Below are 18,116 nucleotides of genomic sequence, written 5' to 3'. Positions count from 1 at the left end.
CCGCTACCCCTCCAACTCCTGCGCGCGAACCCGCCCGCGAGCGAACACGAACTGCACCACGAACCCGAGGACGAACGCCGCCAGCACGCCGAGGTTGGCGTACGTCCACGGCCCGTTGTCCTTCGGCCCCAACCCGAACGGTTCCAGCAGGTACCCCTGCCAGGTCAAGGTCGAGTTCACCACCATCCCCCAGCCGACGACCGTCGCCAGCACCATCGCGACCACCGCGGACACACCGACGGCACCGTACCGGCCGCGCGACACGTAGAGGTCGGCCTCCGCGTACGGCTCCCGCCGCAACGCCAGGTCGGCCAGGAACACCCCACACCAGGCCGTGATCGGCACGCCCAGCGTGATCAGGAAACCCTGGAACGGCCCCAACACGTCGGTGGCGAAGAAGACCAGCCAGATCGTCCCGATCACCATGATCACGCCGTCGATCAGCGCCGCCTTCCAGCGCGCGATCCGCACACCCAACGTCAGCAGCGTCAGGCCGGACGAGTAGATGTCCAGCACCGCGCCGGCGACGAGGCCGAACACCGCGACCAGCATGAACGGCACGAGGTACCAGGTCGGCAGCACGTTCGTCAGCGCGCCGATCGGGTCCAAGCCGATCTCCGCGTTCAACCCCTCGTTGCTCGCCACGAGCAGCAGCCCATAGGCGATCAGGATCACCGGCGCGAGCGAGCCGCCGAACGTCGTCCACGCGACCACTCCGCCCGCGCTCGCTCGGCGCGGCAGGTAGCGCGAGTAGTCGGCGCCCGCGTTCACCCAACCGAGCCCGAGCGCGGTGGCCGCGAGCACGAGCGCCCCGATCACCGCGGTGGGCGAGCCGGAGGGCGCCGACATGACCGCGTTCCAGTCGATGCTGCCGACGGACAGCACGATGTACCCGAGCGTGAAGAACGCGAGCGCGATCGTCAGCCAGGTCTGCAGCCGCATGATCGCGTCGAAGCCGAGGCAGCCGGCCACCACGACGATCGCGGCGACGACGAGGAACGCGACGATCTTCGTCGTCGCACCCGCGGACCAGCCGAGCCGGTCGAACACGGTCGAGGTGGCCAGCGTGGCGAGCGAGACGAGGACGGTCTCCCAACCGACGAGCAGCAGGTACGAGACGACGGCGGGCAGCGCGTTCCCGCGGACGCCGAACGCCGCCCGACTGAGCACCATCGTCGGCGCCGAGCCACGCTTGCCGGCGAGCGAGACAAGGCCGACGAGCAGGAAGGACAGGATCGTGCCGAGCACGCCGGCGATCAGCGCCTGCCAGACACTGATCCCGAAGCCGAACAGGAACGAGCCGTACGAGATCGCGAACACCGAGATGTTCGCGGCGCACCACGGCCAGAACAGATCGCGCGGGGAGCCCTTGCGTTCGGACTCGGCGATGACGTTGATGCCGTTCTGCTCGACGCGCGTGGTCGTCGAGCTGGGCGGGAGTTCGGTCGCTGCCATGGCAACCTCCGGTAGCGCCTGCGGGCCGTCAGACCTGGATATACACCAGCGAGCGGCTCGATTGGTCTGATTTACGACCGGCGGCGGCCATGGCGCGCACCGTGGGGGTCCGGGGGCTCGGCCCCCGGGGATGATGCGGAACGCCCCGGTCCGCGCTTTCCGCGGACAGGGGGCCCCAAAGTGGAGCGGAGGCGGCGGGATTTGAACCCGCGAGAGGGGATAAACCCTCAACCCGCTTAGCAGGCGGGCGCCATAGACCGGACTAGGCGACGCCTCCTCCAATTCATGCGGGATCAGGGTAGCGGTCGGTCGTACGGCGCGGCAAAGCGCATTCGGAGTAGCGTGCCGCCCAGGGGCGAATTGTCTGCCTACCTGGGGATCGGTATGACGGCACGTGGCTATGCGGATCGGTTCGAGGCGGGCAGGACGCTCGCCGGGTCGCTGCGGGCGTACGCGGGTCGCGGGGACGTCACCGTGCTGGGCCTCCCGCGCGGCGGAGTGCCGGTGGCGTACGCCGTCGCCGACGAGCTCGACGTGGCGCTGGACGTGTTCTGCGTACGGAAGCTGGGCGTGCCCTGGCACCGCGAGCTCGCGATGGGCGCGGTCGCCGCGGGCGGCATCCGGGTGCTGAACGAGGACGTCCTCAAGCGTGTGCGTGTCGACCCCGACGAGGTCGACGCGGTCGTGGTCGAGGAGTCCGCCGAGCTGGTCCGGCGCGAGCACGCGTACCGCGGCGACCGACCCCCGCTCGACGTCAGAGGCAGGGTCGTGATCCTCGTCGACGACGGCCTCGCGACCGGTGCGACGGCCCGTGCCGGCCTGGCCGCGGTGCGCCAGCTCCGCCCGTCCCGCCTCGTTCTCGCCGTGCCCGTCGCGCCGCGCGAGGCGCTCGCCGCCTGCGCGAAGCTCGCCGACGAGGTCATCTGCCCGTTGATGCCGGACCCGTTCGACGCGGTGGGCCGCTGGTACGAGGACTTCAGCCCGACGACCGACGACGAGGTCCGCACCCTGCTCGCGCGGAGGGCCCCGAAACAATAGGCGCATGACGAAGGTCGCGCTGGTCACCGGCGGCAACAGGGGAATCGGGCTCGAGGTCGCGCGCCAGCTCGCCCAGTCCGGCCACACCGTGGTGGTCGGCGCCCGCGACGCCGGCCGCGGCGAACACGCGGAGGCGACGCTGCTCGGCGAGGGACTGGACGCCTCGTCGGTACGTTGCGACGTCACCGATCCGGCCGTCATCAAGGCGGCAGCCGAGGCGATCGCGGCCCGCTACGGCCGGCTCGACGTCCTGGTCAACAACGCGGCGATCGCGCCGGAGGAGGGGCCGCCGAGCGAGGCCACGCTCGAGGTGCTGCGGGCGACGTACGAGACGAACGTGTTCGGCGTGGTCACCGTGATCCAGGCGTTCCTGCCCTTGCTCCGCGCATCGGCGGCTGGCCGGATCGTCAACGTCTCGTCCGGCTCGGGCTCGCTGGCGGAGGTCAGCGGACCGGGCTGGCGCGCGGAGTGGAACGGGCTGTCGTACAACACCTCGAAGTCCGCCCTGAACGCGCTCACCGTCGCGTTCGCGGTCGAGCTCCGCGACACTCCGGTCAAGATCAACGCCGTCAATCCCGGGTACACGGCCACCGACATGTCGCCGGACGCGACCCGCTCGCCGGCACTCGCCGCCGCAGTCGTGCACCGGTACGCGACGCTTCCCGACGACGGCCCGAGCGGCGGCTTCTTCGACGAGAACGGCCCGATCCCCTGGTAGTCACTCGCAGCCCGGCTCGTCGAAGAAGCCCAAAATGAACGTCAGACGCCGCGAGACAGACGGTGGCGTGCGGCGAAACTGAGCGAGCCGGGCTGCGACATCAGGATTCAGTCTTGGGCGGCGAGTCGAGCGTCTTCACGTCGTACACACCCTCGGCGTACTGCTGACGGATCACCTTCTTGTCGAACTTGCCCACGCTCGTCTTCGGCACCGCCTCGATGAACGACCAGCGCTCGGGCAGCTGCCAACGGGCGATCTTGCTGGACTGGGACAGGAACTCGCGCAGCTCCTCCGGCGTCGCCGACTGACCCTCGTGCACGACCACGGTCGCGAACGGCCGCTCGCCCCACTTGTCGTCCGGTACGCCGACGACCGACGCCTCCGCCACGGCCGGGTGACCCATCAGCTGGTTCTCCAGGTCCACCGACGATATCCACTCGCCGCCGGACTTGATCACGTCCTTCGCCCGGTCGGTCAGCGTGAGGAAGCCGTCCGGGTCGAGGTGCCCGACGTCGCCCGTACGGAACCAGCCGTCGTGGAAGCGGTCCGGGTCCTCGACGCCGAAGTACGAACTGGTGACCCACGGCCCGCGGACCTCGAGCTCACCCACGGTCTCGCCGTCCCATGGCGCGACCTCGCCCTCCGGCGTCACGATCCGGCCGTCGACGAACGAGACCAGCCGGCCCTGCGACAGCCGGTAGCGCCACGCGTCGTCGCCGGTCACGCCCTCGGGCGGGCGCGCGACCGTACCGATGGGCGACATCTCGGTCATGCCCCAGGCGTGCAGGATGCGCACGTCGTGCCGGTCGAAGCCCTCCATCAACGACCGCGGGCACGCCGAGCCGCCGACGATCACGTCGCGCATGCTGGACCAGTCGGCCTCCTCGTGCGCGTCGAGGTACTGCAGCACCCCGCCCCACACCGACGGGACGGCGCCGGCGAGCGTGACCCGTTCGGCCTGGACGAGCTTCACCAACGGCTCCGGCTGCAGGAACCGGTCCGGCATCACCATCGAGGCGCCGAGGAAGAACGCCGCGTGCGGCAGTCCCCAGGCCAGCACGTGGAACATCGGCACCACCGGCAGGAACGTGTCCGACGACCCCATCGCGATCGCGTCGCCGAGCGAGATGCCCAGACAGTGCAGCAACACCGAGCGGTGCGAGTACACCACGCCCTTGGGATCACCGGTCGTCCCGGACGTGTAACACATCGCGGCGGCGGAGTTCTCGTCCAGCTCGGGCCAGTCGAACGTCTCGGGCTGGCCCTCGAGCAGGTCGGCGTAGGAGTGCAGCTCCTTGCCCTGCGCGTCGACGCTGGACAGGTCGAAGTCGCCGACGACGATGATGTGGCGCACTTTCGGGAGGTACGGGAGCATCGCGGAGAACGGCTGGAACAGCGTCGCGTCGACCAGCAGGACCTCGTCGCCGGCGTGGTTCGCGGTGAAGCAGATCTGCTGGCCCGGGAGGCGGATGTTCAGCGGGTGCAGGACGGCGCCCATCGCGGGAACGGCGAGGTAGGCCTCGAGGTGCTCCTGGTTGTTCCACATGAACGTGCCGACCCGCTGGTCCCCGTCGATGCCGAGGCCGCGCAGCGCGTGGGCCAGCTGAGCGGCGCGGCGGCCGACCTCGGCGAACGAGGCGCGGCGGACGGTGACGCCGTCGCCGGTCAGTGTCGCGACCTGGCCCGTACGGCCGTGGACGGTCATCCCGTGCTTGACCACCCAGCTGAGAGTGAGCGGGAAGTCCTGCATCGTGCTCAACATGTCGCCTCCTCGGCAGCGGCGCTGCTCCCTGGGCCCCTCGGTACGGCCGATCTTGGCAGTTGGAACCGGTCCGGGGACAGTCCATGCAACTTCTCGGCCGGTTGAGTCGTCCCTACCTAAGAGACCGCCCCTCGCCGGTGGCGCGCGCCCGCGTGCCGGCCGGGTCCGTACGACGAGAACAGTGGGATTGAATAGCGCGCATGTCTGACCCGACCTGGGACCCGACCACGGAGCATCGCGGCCACCCCGCCCAGAGACCGACGGGGAGGCGTCGCCGTTCCGGCATGCCGTTCAACCGCGTTCTGGGCCTGACCCTGCTCAGCGCGCTGGTCCCCGGGACCGGGTATCTCGCGACCGGGCGACGCAAGCTCGGCATCGCGGTGCTGGCGATCCTCGTCCTGATCCTCGCGTTCGGCGCTTACGTCGCGCTGTTCGGGCGGGACTGGGCGATCGGGCTCGCAGTCGAGCCGACGTCGCTCGCGATCGCGGCGACGATCCTGGCGGTGATCGGCATCGCCTGGGTCGTGGTAATCGTGACTTCGCACCGGGCGCTCCGCCCGCGGGCGGTCAGCCCCCTGCAGCGCATTCTCGGATCCGCCCTGGTCGGCGTGCTGGCGCTGATGGTGATGTCACCGATGGCGCTGGGTTCTCGGTACGCGTTCGTCCAGCGCGACGTCGTCCGTACGATCTTCGCCAGCGACGACACCAAGAGCGCGACGCGCCCGCAGAACGTCACCGCGGAGGACCCGTGGGGTGGCCGTTCGCGGGTCAACCTGCTGCTGCTCGGCGGCGACGCGGGTGAGGGCCGGGACGGGACGCGGACGGACAGCGTGATCGTCGCGAGCATCGACACCCGTACGGGCAACACCGTGCTGTTCAGCCTGCCGCGCAACCTGACCAAGCTGCCGTTCCCCAAGGACTCGCCGCTGTACGACCTCTACCCGGACGGCTTCCAAGGCGACGGGCCGGACGCGGAGTACCTGCTGAACGCGGTCTACCGGAACGTTCCGGGCGCGCACCCGGACGTGCTGGACTCCGACCACAAGGGCGCGGACGCGCTCAAACTCGGCGTCGGCGAGGCGCTCGGGCTCCAGCTCGACTACTTCATCCTGATCAACCTGGACGGCTTCGAGCAGCTGGTCGACGCACTCGGCGGGATCACGGTCAACATCAACACCAGGGTCGCGATCGGCGGCAACACCGACACCGGCCGGCGGCCGGACGACTGGCTGGAGCCAGGCCCGAACAAGCACCTCGACGGCGACAACGCGCTCTGGTTCGCGCGTGGCCGGTACGGGTCCAGCGACTACGCCCGGATGGGCCGCCAGCGTTGCGTGATCAACGCGATCATCCAGCAGGCGGACCCGGCGACGATGCTGACCCGGTACGAGGCGATCGCGAAGTCGTCGAAGGACATCGTCGAGACCGACCTGCCGCAGTCTTTGCTGAAGCCGTTCGTCGGCCTCGCGCTGGACGTCAAGGACGCGACCGTCACCAGCATCGTGTTCGACAACAAGGTGATCCGGCCGGCGCACCCGGACTACGACCTGATCCGTTCGAAGGTCGAGAGCGCGCTGGCGGCGAGCGAGGCTTCGCCTTCGCCGGGCGCCAGCTCAACCGCCAAGGCTCCGGCCACGCCCAACGCGCCGGATCCCACCAAGGCGGCCGAGCCACCTCCGGACAACGGGGATGACGAGGAGTCGCCCGGCGACGATCCGTCCAACGCGCCCTCGCCAGGGACCGGTGGGGACGAGGCCGCGGACTCGCTGACGGACAGCTGCGCGTACCAGCCGCAGAGCTGAGAAGCCGGTGGGCAATTCGCCCATAACCATGACGTAGCGGACCGGCTACTTAGGGCTAAATCCGCAGCTAGTGGCCTTCTTTGTCACGGAGAGAATTTCCCTTGTACGGTGCGTAACCCAACCCCCGTACCGTCGTTAGTCCAAGTGAGCGCACCATCCCTCCCTGGTGCATCAGAAGCGGCGCCTCAGGTCTTGTGCCCCCCAAGACCTGAGGCGCCGCACCCGTTTGTGCGGACTTGTTGTTCCAAGGCGTGAAAAGCCTCCGGGCGCCAGACCGTTGGTCTGACGCCCGGAGGCTTTGCTCGTTCCGTGAGCCGTACTGGGGTGTTACTTGGCCGGCAGCGGGACCGGCAGGCCGGCACCACCCAGGTCGGGAACCGGCAGGCCGCCGTCACCCGGCAGCGGGACGGGCAGGCCGTTCTCGCCGAGGTCCGGGATCGGCAGGCCGCCGTCACCCGGCAGCGGCACCGGCAGGCCGTCGCCACCACCCAGGTCAGGCAGCGGCAGCGGGAGGCTGCCGAGGCCCGGGATCGGGACGAGGCTGTGCGGGCCCTTCGGGATGTCCTTGCGCGGCATCGGCAGCGGCACGCTGTCGCCACCCGGCAGGCCGGGGGCCGCCGGCAGCGGGAGCGGCAGCAGCGCCGGAAGAGCCTGCAGCAGCGATGTCAGGTCGGAGAGGCCCGACAGGCCAGGCACGCCCGGGACAACGTTGGGGGAGTCCGGCGTCTCAGCCGAGGCGCTTACGGCGGTGCAGAGCGGGAGAGCAAGGGCCGCGACCGCGACACCTGCCGTGGTCAAAAGCTTCCGCATGTGCGAACAACCTCCGAAATTATCGATTTAAGACCATGTCTCGCCATACCGGCGAAAAGAGCAACGCGGGACATACGACTCCAGTTGCTCACCGATTGTCAAGTCGACACAACGCTCTGTGGTTGTTGTGACGCATGTGAACGCAGTGCTGGGGTGTCCGCGGAGGCGAGTATGCTGCCGGGCTATCGGTCACCCTGGCGGCGACCGACGGGCCGTTCCAGGCCTTGGGGGGCACAAGGCCTGGGGCGGTCTTTGCTGCCTGGCCTACTGGAGCGGGCGATACCCGTGCGCGTCGTTGAGGTGCGTACGGATTTCCTGCTCGATGTCGTCGAGCCTGGCCGCGAGCATCTTCGCGAAGATCGGACTGCGGCGGCCGTCGTTCAGCTGGATCAGGAGCGTGGGACCGCCAGCACCGTCGCTCCGTACGACGTCGTCGACCTCTTTCCAGGCTCCTTGCCGCGGGCTGTTGCGTCGGAGGACGTTGGTGCGGTTGGTGAACCCGTCGGCATCGAGCCGGAGCCCGGGCCGCGGGTCGAGGATCATCACCGCACCAGCCCCGGCGATGACGACGAAGACGATGGCGAACACGATGCGCAGTACCCCGAAGATGCCGCCATCGAGCCAGTCCGTCGTGGCTCGTAGTACCTCGAGCAGCACGAACGCGGCGAGCCACACGAACCCGACGCCCACCATGCGCAACCCCACCGCCGGGCGCAGCCGATACGAGACAACAGAGGCGTCGGACATGTCGCCGAGTCTTTCATGCCTCCTGAGCGCCGAAACGAGGGGCGTTGGCCTCTACCCATGCGCGGAACGGGATGGCTGGGCGGCCCAGGATGTCCGCCACGGTGGTGGTCGTGCGCTCGGGGGTGTGCACCCATTGGGCGAGGCCGGCGATGGCGCCGTCGACGTAGGGGCTGTCGCCCCAAGCGGCGCGGAACATCGCCCGGCCCTCTTCCGGGGTGAGCTCGACGAAGCGCACCTCGCGTCCCAGCACCGACGCGATCGTCGACACCTGCTCGACCTGGGTCAGCGCCACCGGACCGGACAGTTCGTGCACCTTCCCCGCGTGCCCCGGCTCGAGCAGTGCCCGGACGCCGACGGCGGCGGTGTCGCGCTCGTCGATCAGCGGCCGCGCCGCCGCGCCGTACGGGAGCCGTACCTCGCCCGCCTGGATCCCGGCCGCCCAGCCCAGCGTGTTCACCGCGAACCCACTCGGCCGCAGGAACGTCCACGACAGCCCGCTCTGGGCGATCAGCGCCTCCACCTCGTCGTGGAACGGCACCGACCCCGCCGACGACAGGTACACCAGGCGCCGCACATCGGAACCGAGCGCGTCCAGCACCGCCCCGAAACCCTCGGACGTCGTGAACGGCCACACCAGGAACACCCGATCGACCCCCGCAGCGGCCGCGGAAACCGACGCGAGGTCAGCAAGGTCGCCGGCTACCAGCTCCACACCCGCGGGCAGCCCAGCCGCATCCGGCCGCCGGACGAGGGCACGCACGGCAACCTGGCGCGACGAAAGCTCCGCGACCAACGGCCGCCCGACGTGCCCTGTCGCTCCGATCACCAACGTCGTAGACATAGCCCAAGACGCTAGGACCTCAACCGCCGTTGAGGTCAATCGAGCGGCGTGACGTACGCGCTCGAGATCCCGCCATCGACGAGGAACGTGCTCGCGGTGATGAACGACGAGTCGTCGCTCGCCAGGAACGCCACCGCCCCGGCGATCTCCGTGGCCTCGGCGAACCGCCCCATCGGGATGTGCACCAGCCGCCGCGCCGCCCGCTCCGGATCCTTCGCGAACAACTCCTGCAGCAAGGGCGTGTTGACAGGCCCCGGGCACAGCGCGTTCACGCGGATCCCCTCCCGCGCGAACTGCACGCCCAGCTCGCGCGACATCGCCAGCACCGCGCCCTTCGACGCCGTGTACGAGATCTGCGACGTCGCCGCCCCCAGCACCGCCACGAACGACGCCGTGTTGATGATCGACCCGCGCCCCTGCTTCTGCATGTACGGGATCACGGACTTGCAGCACAGATAGACCGAGGTGAGGTTGACCTCCTGCACCCGCCGCCACGCGTCGAGGTCGGTCGTCAGGATCGAGTCGTCGTCCGGCGGCGAGATGCCGGCGTTGTTGAACGCGATGTCGATCCGCCCGTACTCACGCGACGCCGTCTCGTACATCCCCTGAACGTCGTCGGCGCTCGTCACGTCCGCACGCACGAACAGCCCGCCGACCTCGTCGGCCGCGGCCTTGCCGGCGACCTCGTCGATGTCGACGCAGACGACCCGCGCGCCCTCCAACGCGAACCGGCGTACGGTCGCGAGCCCGATCCCGCTGCCCGCTCCCGTCACGATCGCGACCCGATCCCGCAGGCGTTCCACTGGCTCATTCCTCCGTTGCGATGAAGACGTTCTTGACCTCGGTGAACGCGTCCAGCGCGTCCGGACCGAGCTCGCGGCCGAGGCCGGAGCGCTTGAACCCGCCGAACGGTGTCCAGTACCGCACCGACGAGTGCGAGTTCACCGACAGGTTGCCGGACTCGATTCCCCTTGCCACCCGGAGCGCCCGGCCGACGTCGCGGGTCCAGATCGAGCCGGACAGCCCGAACTCGGTGTCGTTCGCCTTCGCGATCGCGTCGGCCTCGTCGGTGAACGGGAGGACGGAGACGACCGGGCCGAAGATCTCCTCGCGCCAACTCGGTTCCTGCCCGGTCTCGGCGAGCAGCACGGTCGGCGGATACCAGAACCCCTTACCTGTAGGGCAATTCCCGCGGAACGCGACGCGGTCCCCGTCGACGTAGCTCGCCACCCGGTCGCGCTGCTCGGCGGAGATCAACGGACCCATCTCGGCGCTCTCCAGCGCCGGGTCCTCGACCCGGACCGCCGCGACCGCATCCTGAAAGCTTTCGAGAAAGCTGTCCAGAATGCCTTCCTGTACGAGAATCCGCGACCGCGCGCAGCAGTCCTGACCGGCGTTGTCGAACACGCCGTACGGCGCCTGCGCGGCGGCGCGTTCCACGTCGGCGTCGGCGAAGATCACGTTCGCGCTCTTGCCGCCCAGCTCGAGCGTGATGCGTTTGACCTGGTCGGCCGCGCCCTTCATGATCCGCGTGCCCACCTCGGTCGAGCCGGTGAAGCAGATCTTGCGCACCTGCTCGTGGGCGACGAACCGTTCGCCGACCACACTGCCCTTGCCCGCAACCACCGTGAAGACACCCTCGGGTAGGCCGGCCTCGAGAGCGAGCTCGGCCAGCCGAAGAGCAGTCAGCGGCGTGAGCTCGGCCGGCTTGAGCACGACGGTGTTGCCGGCGGCGAGCGCCGGCGCGAATCCCCAACCAGCAATGGGCATTGGGAAGTTCCAGGGCACGATGACGGCGACGACGCCGAGCGGTTCCTTGAACGTGAGGTCCACGCCTCCGGCGACGGGAATCTGCTTGCCGTGCAACCGCTCCGGCGCCCCCGCGTAGAAGCGGAGGACGTCGCGCACGTTCCCGGCTTCCCAACGAGCGTTGGAGATCGTGTGCCCCGAGTTCGCGACCTCGAGCAGTGCGAGCTCCTCGAGGTGAGACTCGACCACGTTCGCGAACCGGTGCAGCAGCCGAGCCCGATCACCCGGCGCCACCGCGCGCCAGGAAGGGTACGCCGCAGCCGCACGAGAGATCGCCTCGTCGGCCTGCTCGGCCGTAGTCAGCTCGACGGTAGCAACGACTTCCTCGGTCGCGGGGTTGACGACGTCGTGCTTCATCGCGTCCGCGCCGCCTCGGCGACCAGGGCCTCGAACAACGTGCGGTCGTCCTGGTCCTGCTCGGGATGCCACTGCACACCGACGACGAACCGGCGATCGGTCAGCTCCGCGGCCTCCACAACGCCGTCGTCCGCCCACCCCACCGCACGCAGGCCAGGCCCGAGCTCGTCGATCGCCTGATGGTGGTGACAGGGCACGGTCACGCGGTCGCCCAGCAGTCGCTCGAGCCGGCAGCCCCTCTCCAGCTTCACCGTCATCGGCCCGAACGTGCCGGCCTGCCGCAGGTGGTCGGTGTGCCCGATCGCGTCCGGCAGGTGCTGGTGCAACGTGCCACCGGCCAACACGTTCAGCACCTGGATGCCGCGGCAGATCGCGAGAACGGGCAGGTCCCGTTCGATCGCGGCCGAAAGAACGGCGAACTCCCACGCGTCGCGGTCCGCCACGATCACCGTCTTCTCGTGCGGCTCCTGCCCGAACCGCGCCGGGTCGATGTCCGCGCCACCGGAAAGGATCAGCCCGTCGAGCCGTTCCACCACCTCGGCAGCGCCGAACTCGTTCGGCGGCAACAGCACCGGCACCCCGCCCGAGCGCGAGATCGCGTTGATGTAGGTCATCGTGAGCAGCGCGACCCTGCGGTCCCACACCCCCCACTTGACCTGGTCGACGAGCGTCGTCACCCCGATGATGGGCGCCATCATTCCCCTTTGTACGTTCACGAAAGTGTCTCAGAGCCGCTCGAACCCGCGGCGCCTCTCCCAGTCCGTCACCGCGGCGTCGTACGCCTCGACCTCGACCCGCGCGGCGTTGAGGTAGTGCGCCACGACCTCGTCGCCGAACGCCGCCTTCGCGACGCTGCTCTCCGCGAACAGCTCCGCGGCGGCACGCAACGTCGTCGGCACCGTGTCGCGGCCGGACGCGTAGGCGTTGCCGACGAACGCGTCCTCCAGCGGCAGCTCGTTCTCGATGCCGTACAGGCCGGCGGCGACCATCCCGGCCACTGCCAAGTACGGGTTGACATCGCCTCCAGGCACCCGGTTCTCCACCCGCAAAGACGATCCGTGCCCGACGACGCGCATCGCGCAGGTGCGGTTGTCCACGCCCCACGCGACGGCGGTCGGCGCGAACGAGCCTTTGACGAAGCGTTTGTAGGAGTTGATGTTCGGCGCGAAGAGAAGCGTCAGCTCGCGCAGGCAGGCGAGCTGGCCCGCGAGGTAGTGCTCCATCAACGGCGAGAAGCCGTGATTTCCCTTGCCCGCAAGGACGGGTTCACCGGACGGAGAGCGCAGGCTGAGGTGGATGTGGCAGGAGTTGCCCTCGCGTTCGTCGTACTTCGCCATGAACGTGAGGCTCGTGCCCTCCTGCGCGGCGATCTCCTTCGCACCGGTCTTGTAGATCGAGTGGTTGTCGCACGTCGTCAGCGCATGGTCGTACAGGAAGGCGATCTCGTGCTGGCCGAGGTTGCACTCGCCCTTGGCCGACTCGACGTACAGGCCCGCGCCGACCATCTCGTTGCGGATCCGCCGCAGCAGTGGCTCGATCCGCCCGGTGCCGACGAGGGAGTAGTCGACGTTGTACTGGTTCGCGGGCTCGAGGGTGGCATAGCCGTTCCGGAACGCCGCCTCATAGGAGTCGCGGAAGACCATGAACTCGAGCTCGGTGCCGGCGTACGCCTCGTACCCGTGCTCGGCGAGGCGGGCGAGCTGCTGGCGCAGGATCTGCCGCGGCGACGCGACGACCGGCTCGCCGCCCTCCCAGGACAGGTCGGCGAGAACGAGCGCGGTGCCCGGATGCCACGGCAGCCAGCGCAGCGTGCGCAGGTCCGGCGTGAGAACGAAGTCGCCGTACCCCGACTCCCAGGACGACATCGCGTACCCGTCGACGGTGTTCATGTCGACGTCGACCGCGAGCAGGTAGTTGCAGGCCTCGGCACCGTGCGCCAGGACCTGTTCGACGAAGTAGCGCCCCGAGCACCGCTTGCCCTGCAGGCGTCCCTGCATGTCGGTGAGCGCGATGACGACGGTGTCGACCTCGCCGCGCTCGACCGCGGCCCGCAGTTCGTCTTCTCCGATCACACCGATCCCAGCTCCCGTTCGATCGCCGCCAGCTCCTCGGCCGAGCCCTGCACCTTCGGGCCCTTGAACCAGTGCCGCGCGGACACCAGCCACCAGATGCCAGCAAAGCCGAGCACGACGAGGACCGCAACCGGTGTGTAGTTGAACGTCGCCGCGGAGATCGGGCTGACCTGCGGGAGCATGAACAGCACGGTGATGAACCCGACCCAGACGACCGCGATGATGCCGATCGGACGGCTCCAGCGGCCGAGGTGCCACGGGCCGCGGACGAACGCTTCGCCCTGCAGGAGCCTCAGCAGGGTGGGCAGCACGTACGCGATGTACAGGCCGATGACCGCGATCGAGGTGACGGCCGCGTACGCCGTCGCGTTCCACAGGTACGGCAGACCGAGCACGAACGCGCCACCCGCCGCCAGCCAGACGGCTCGCGTGGGGGTGCGGGTACGCGGGTTGATCCGGTGCCAGAAGGCCGACGCCGGGAGCGCGCCGTCGCGGGAGAAGGCGTAGATCATGCGCGAGTTCGCGGTGACGGAGGACATGCCGCAGAAGAACTGCGCGCCGATGACGATGAGCAGCAGCATCTTGCCGCCGGTCATGCCGACCGCGTCGATGAAGATCTGTGCTGGCGGGACGCCGGTCTCGCTCGTTCTCGCGCCTTCGTAGCTCTGGATCGCGAACGTGACGCCGATCAGCAGGATCCAGCCGGCGGCCAGCGAGACGACGATCGACATCACGATGCCGCGCGGTCCGGTGCGCGCGGCGTCGTTGGTCTCCTCAGTCATGTGGGCTGAGGCGTCGTACCCGGTGAACGTGTACTGCGCGAGCAGAAGTCCCAACAGGGCAACGTAGAACGCCGACGACCAGCCGGTGTTGTTGACGAACTCGCCGAACACGAAGCTGGCGGACTGGTGGTTGTCGGGGACGATCGCGAGCACTCCGACGATGATCAGCACGCCGGCGACGTGCCACCAGACGCTGACCCGGCAGAGCAGCGAGACCAGGTTGACGCCGTAGGTGTTGAGCAGGCCGTGAAGGATCAGCACGATGCCGAACAGCAGGATCGTGTTGCGCGGTGTGGTGTCGAAGCCGAACTGCAGGTTGAGGAACGCGTTCAGGAAGAATGCGAGCCCGAAGTCGATACCCGCGGTGACGGCGACCTGGCCGAGGAAGTTGAACCAGCCGGTGAACCACGACCACGCGGCTTGGTTGCGCTTGGCCAGCTTGGCGGACCAGTAGTAGAGCCCGCCGGCGGTCGGGAAGCTCGAGCAGACCTCGGCCATCGCGAGGCCGACGAACAGCGTCATGATGCCGACGATCGGCCAGCCCCAGATGATCATGACCGGCCCGCCGGTGTTCATGCCGAACAGGTAGAGCGTCAGGCAGCCCGACAGGATCGAGATGATCGTGAACGAGACGGCGAAGTTGGAGAAACCGGACATGACGCGGGCCAGCTCCTGGGCATAGCCCAGCTCGTGCAGCCTTCGCTCGTCATCGGTGAGATTGCGCTTCGTCGTGTCCCCGGCCACCGGCTCTTCGACAGTCACGGATGCCTCCGTCCGCGGGTCATGGGGCCCTCAGCCATTGGTACAGAACCAGGCCATTTGCAGCGTGGCGGCTGGCTGGGGGTCTGTCAAGGCACGCAACAGGACCGACATGCACCCCGCCGCCCGCGCCGCGGGGTGGCGATCGCGCGCAGCTCACCGCGCACTTGTTGGACAGATCTCGGCATCTAGGCCGAGATCTGTCCAACAACTCCCCCGGTTGGGGGCGTGGTGCTGGGTGGGCATGCCGCTCTTCCGTTGGTCATCTACCTGCGGGTAACGTGCCGGGCACGTCGACCGTGTCGCAGAGGAGTGACGCGCATGCGCGCTGTGATCGGCCTGCTTGCCATCGCCGCTGTCACCGCTACGGGGCTGGTCGGGCTTCAGCCGGCCGAGAAGGCCGCGGCGGCCGAGCCCGACGACTACTGCGTCGGCCAGTGCCACGACATCCTTCCGCCGGGCAACAACGGCAACGCGACGCTGACCGACATCCTCGCCCACCAGCTTCTCGGCACCCGCCCGCGGCACGCGGCCGATCAGCTGAAGCCGTACGACCAGCTCGCCACCGGCTACCAAGGCCTCACCAACGCCCAGCTCGGCACGTTCTTCAACAACGCCGACTTCGGCGTCCCCGCGAACCAGATCGAGAGCACCATCAAGCCCCGTGCGGACGTCACCATCGTGCGCGACAAGAAGATCGGCATGCCGCACATCACCGGCACCACCCGTTCGGGCACCGAGTTCGGCGCGGGGTACGCCGCGGCGCAGGATCGGCTCTGGTTGATGGACCTGTTCCGGCATCTCGGCCGCGGCCAGCTCAGCGGGTTCGCCGGCGGTGCGCCAGGCAACCGGCAGCTCGAGCAGGGCTTCTACACCCAGATCCCTTACACAGAAGAAGATCTGCAACGCCAGATCGACAACATCGCGCAGAGTGGACCGCGCGGCGTCCAAGCTCTCCAGGACGTACGCGACTACGTGGACGGCATCAACGCGTACCTCACCAGGTCGGTCAACACCCGCACGTTCCCCGGCGAGTACGTCCTCACCGGCCACGCCGACGCGATCACGAACTGGAACGACATCAAGCCGTTCCAGCCCACCGACATGGTCGCGATCGCCTCGGTCGTCGGCGGCCTGTTCGGCGCCGGTGGTGGCGGAGAAGTCCAATCAGCGTTGGTGAAACTCGCCGCCCAGAACCGCTACGGTCCCGCCGTCGGCGACCAGGTGTGGCAGTCGTTCCGCATGCAGAACGACCCCGAAGCCGTCACCACCGCGCACCAGCCGTTCCCTTACGGAGCCAGCCCCGCGCAGCCGCAGGGCGTCGCGATGCCCGACGAGGGCAGCGTGACGCCGGAGCGACTGGTGTACGACGAGGTGGGCGGCAAGGGCCTCGCGGCGACGCGGAACGTTCCCAAGAATCTCCAACCCCTCAAGGGAATCTTCGATGACGGCGTCCTGCCGAGGAACCTGCTGAGCAAGACGCACGGCATGTCCAACGCCCTCGCCGTCTCCGGCGAGCACACCGACACCGGCAACCCGGTCGCCGTCTGGGGACCGCAGACCGGCTACTTCGCCCCGCAGCTGTTGATGTTGCAGGAGCTCAACGGCCCCGGCCTGCGAGCACGCGGGGTCGCGTTCGCCGGCGTGAGCATGTACGTCCAGCTCGGCCGCGGCGTCGACTACTCGTGGAGCGCCACGTCCGCCGGGCAGGACATCACCGACACGTACGCCGTCGAGCTGTGCGAGCCCGGCGGGCAGCCCGCGACGAAGCAGTCGACCTCGTACCTGTTCCACGGCGAGTGCGTGCCGATGGAACGGCTCGAGCGCAAGAACGCCTGGAAGCCAACCGTCGCCGACGGCACCGCGACGGGCTCGTACACGCTGGTGATGTGGCGGACGAAGTACGGCCTCGTACAGAGTCGCGCGACGGTCGGCGGCAAGTTCGTCGCGTACACGGTGCTGCGGTCGACGTACCTGCACGAGGTGGACTCGATCCTCGGTTTCCAGGAGTTCAACGATCCTTCGGCGATCCGGTCCGGGGCGGACTTCCAGCGGGCGGCGGACAAGATCGGGTACGCGTTCAACTGGTTCTATGCCGACGCCGACGACATCGCGTACTTCAACTCTGGCGCCAACCCGCTCCGGCCGGCTGCCGTGGATCCGAACCTGCCGACGTGGGGCCGGGCAGCGTACGAATGGCAGGGCTGGAACGCGGACGGCAACACCGCGCCGTACCTGCCGTTCGCCCAACACCCGCAGGCGATCAACCAGGACTACCTGATCTCGTGGAACAACAAGCAGGCGCCCGGGTTCACGGCTGGCAGCTTCGGCTTCGGGGCGGTGCACCGCGGCGACCTGCTCGACGACCGCGTGCGGGCGCTCGTCCAGGCCGGCAACGTGTCGCGCGCCGCGCTCACCCGCGCGATGTCCGAGGCGGCGGTCGCCGATCTGCGCGCGTCACATGTCGTTCCGCAGCTGCTGCGGGTGATCGACACCGCGCCCGTCACCGAACCCGCGTTGGCCGCGACCGTGCAGGCCTTGCGGGCGTGGGTGCAGTCGGGGTCGCTGCGGAAGGAGACTTCGGCGGGGAGCAAGACGTACGCGCACGCCGCGGCGATCCGGATTCTCGATGCCTGGTGGCCGATTCTGGTGCGGGCTGAGTTCGAGGGCGCGCTCGGGACCGAGCTCTACACCGAGTTGACGCGGGCGATCCAGGTCGACGAGTCGCCGTCCGACCGGCATGGGGCCGCGCCGCACAAGGGGTCGTCGTTCCAGTACGGCTGGTGGAGCTACGTCGACAAGGACGTTCGCAAACTCCTCGGCGACCCCGTCCCCGGCGCCGCCCCCGTGTCCTTCTGCGGCGGAGGCGACCTCGCGCAGTGCCGTCAAGCCCTCCTTGACACCCTCCGGACCGCCGCGGCCACGCCGGCCACCCAGGTCTACCCCGGCGACGCCGATTGCGCCGCCGGCAACCAATGGTGCGCCGACACCATCGTCCACCGCGCGATGGGCGGCATCACGCAGGACAAGATGTCCTGGCAGAACCGCCCGACCTACCAACAGGTCGTCCAGTTCCCCACCCGCCGCCGCTAGAACCTGTTGCGTAGTCGGCGGTGCTGGCGGACGGGCACCGACGCCGCTTTACCTGGCGAGTGGGTGCTTCA

At 69.0% G+C, this 18,116-nt stretch carries 14 protein-coding genes and 1 tRNA gene; 4 read left to right on the top strand and 11 right to left on the bottom strand.

Annotated elements, in window-relative coordinates:
• Positions 1 to 3: 3 nt before the first annotated feature.
• Together JOD67_RS06665 and JOD67_RS06660 are read right to left on the bottom strand one after the other, a co-directional pair.
• Complete coding sequence (locus JOD67_RS06665) at positions 4 to 1,455, bottom strand: purine-cytosine permease family protein (RefSeq protein ID WP_205116274.1); 1,452 nt, start codon at positions 1,453 to 1,455, stop codon at positions 4 to 6.
• Positions 1,456 to 1,641: 186 nt separating this feature from the next.
• Positions 1,642 to 1,732 (bottom strand) — tRNA-Ser (locus JOD67_RS06660).
• A gap of 107 nt (positions 1,733 to 1,839) precedes the next feature.
• Here JOD67_RS06660 and JOD67_RS06655 point away from each other — a divergent pair.
• Both JOD67_RS06655 and JOD67_RS06650 read left to right on the top strand, forming a co-directional pair.
• Complete coding sequence (locus JOD67_RS06655) at positions 1,840 to 2,493, top strand: phosphoribosyltransferase (protein ID WP_205116272.1); 654 nt, start codon at positions 1,840 to 1,842, stop codon at positions 2,491 to 2,493.
• A gap of 4 nt (positions 2,494 to 2,497) precedes the next feature.
• A complete protein-coding gene (locus JOD67_RS06650) occupies positions 2,498 to 3,211 on the top strand; it encodes an SDR family oxidoreductase (RefSeq protein ID WP_205116270.1) in 714 nt (237 codons plus the stop codon).
• 100 nt (positions 3,212 to 3,311) lie between these two features.
• On the opposite strand, the gene JOD67_RS06645 is transcribed toward JOD67_RS06650, so the two are convergent.
• Complete coding sequence (locus JOD67_RS06645) at positions 3,312 to 4,973, bottom strand: long-chain fatty acid--CoA ligase (RefSeq protein WP_205116267.1); 1,662 nt, start codon at positions 4,971 to 4,973, stop codon at positions 3,312 to 3,314.
• 200 nt (positions 4,974 to 5,173) lie between these two features.
• Between JOD67_RS06645 and JOD67_RS06640 the strand changes: the two genes are divergently transcribed.
• Positions 5,174 to 6,775, top strand: coding sequence for an LCP family glycopolymer transferase (locus JOD67_RS06640; protein ID WP_205116265.1), 1,602 nt, complete (start codon positions 5,174 to 5,176; stop codon positions 6,773 to 6,775).
• A 327-nt stretch (positions 6,776 to 7,102) separates the two neighbouring features.
• Here JOD67_RS06640 and JOD67_RS06635 read toward each other — a convergent pair whose 3' ends face one another.
• From JOD67_RS06635 to JOD67_RS06600, 8 genes are all read right to left on the bottom strand, one after another.
• The gene (locus JOD67_RS06635) at positions 7,103 to 7,585 is read right to left on the bottom strand and encodes a hypothetical protein (RefSeq protein ID WP_205116263.1); all 483 of its coding nucleotides are present in this window, start codon (positions 7,583 to 7,585) and stop codon (positions 7,103 to 7,105) included.
• Positions 7,586 to 7,849: 264 nt separating this feature from the next.
• Positions 7,850 to 8,332, bottom strand: coding sequence for a hypothetical protein (locus JOD67_RS06630; RefSeq protein ID WP_205116261.1), 483 nt, complete (start codon positions 8,330 to 8,332; stop codon positions 7,850 to 7,852).
• Between the two features lie 13 nt (positions 8,333 to 8,345).
• Positions 8,346 to 9,173, bottom strand: a complete 828-nt coding sequence (locus JOD67_RS06625) for an NAD(P)H-binding protein (protein ID WP_205116259.1) — start codon at positions 9,171 to 9,173, stop codon at positions 8,346 to 8,348.
• A gap of 35 nt (positions 9,174 to 9,208) precedes the next feature.
• Positions 9,209 to 9,976, bottom strand: a complete 768-nt coding sequence (locus JOD67_RS06620; protein ID WP_205116257.1) for a 3-oxoacyl-ACP reductase — start codon at positions 9,974 to 9,976, stop codon at positions 9,209 to 9,211.
• Positions 9,977 to 9,980: 4 nt separating this feature from the next.
• Entirely contained in the window at positions 9,981 to 11,339 is a 1,359-nt protein-coding gene (locus JOD67_RS06615; protein WP_205116256.1) for an aldehyde dehydrogenase family protein, read from the bottom strand.
• Positions 11,336 to 12,034, bottom strand: coding sequence for a gamma-glutamyl-gamma-aminobutyrate hydrolase family protein (locus JOD67_RS06610; protein WP_239553747.1), 699 nt, complete (start codon positions 12,032 to 12,034; stop codon positions 11,336 to 11,338). Before JOD67_RS06610 ends, JOD67_RS06615 begins: the two co-directional genes overlap by 4 nt.
• 30 nt (positions 12,035 to 12,064) lie before the next feature.
• Complete coding sequence (locus JOD67_RS06605; RefSeq protein ID WP_307782298.1) at positions 12,065 to 13,411, bottom strand: glutamine synthetase family protein; 1,347 nt, start codon at positions 13,409 to 13,411, stop codon at positions 12,065 to 12,067.
• The gene (locus JOD67_RS06600; RefSeq protein ID WP_307782297.1) at positions 13,408 to 14,955 is read right to left on the bottom strand and encodes an amino acid permease; all 1,548 of its coding nucleotides are present in this window, start codon (positions 14,953 to 14,955) and stop codon (positions 13,408 to 13,410) included. Before JOD67_RS06600 ends, JOD67_RS06605 begins: the two co-directional genes overlap by 4 nt.
• Before the next feature lie 318 nt (positions 14,956 to 15,273).
• Between JOD67_RS06600 and JOD67_RS06595 the strand changes: the two genes are divergently transcribed.
• Positions 15,274 to 18,045: a penicillin acylase family protein gene (locus JOD67_RS06595; protein ID WP_205116253.1), complete on the top strand. Its 2,772-nt coding sequence runs from the start codon at positions 15,274 to 15,276 to the stop codon at positions 18,043 to 18,045.
• Positions 18,046 to 18,116 lie beyond the last annotated feature (71 nt).

It is taken from the genome of Tenggerimyces flavus, from assembly GCF_016907715.1.
GTDB classification, from domain to species: Bacteria; Actinomycetota; Actinomycetes; order Propionibacteriales; family Actinopolymorphaceae; genus Tenggerimyces; species Tenggerimyces flavus.
Note: the sequence above shows the minus strand (reverse complement) of the source record. Positions and strands in the feature narration are given on the sequence as shown.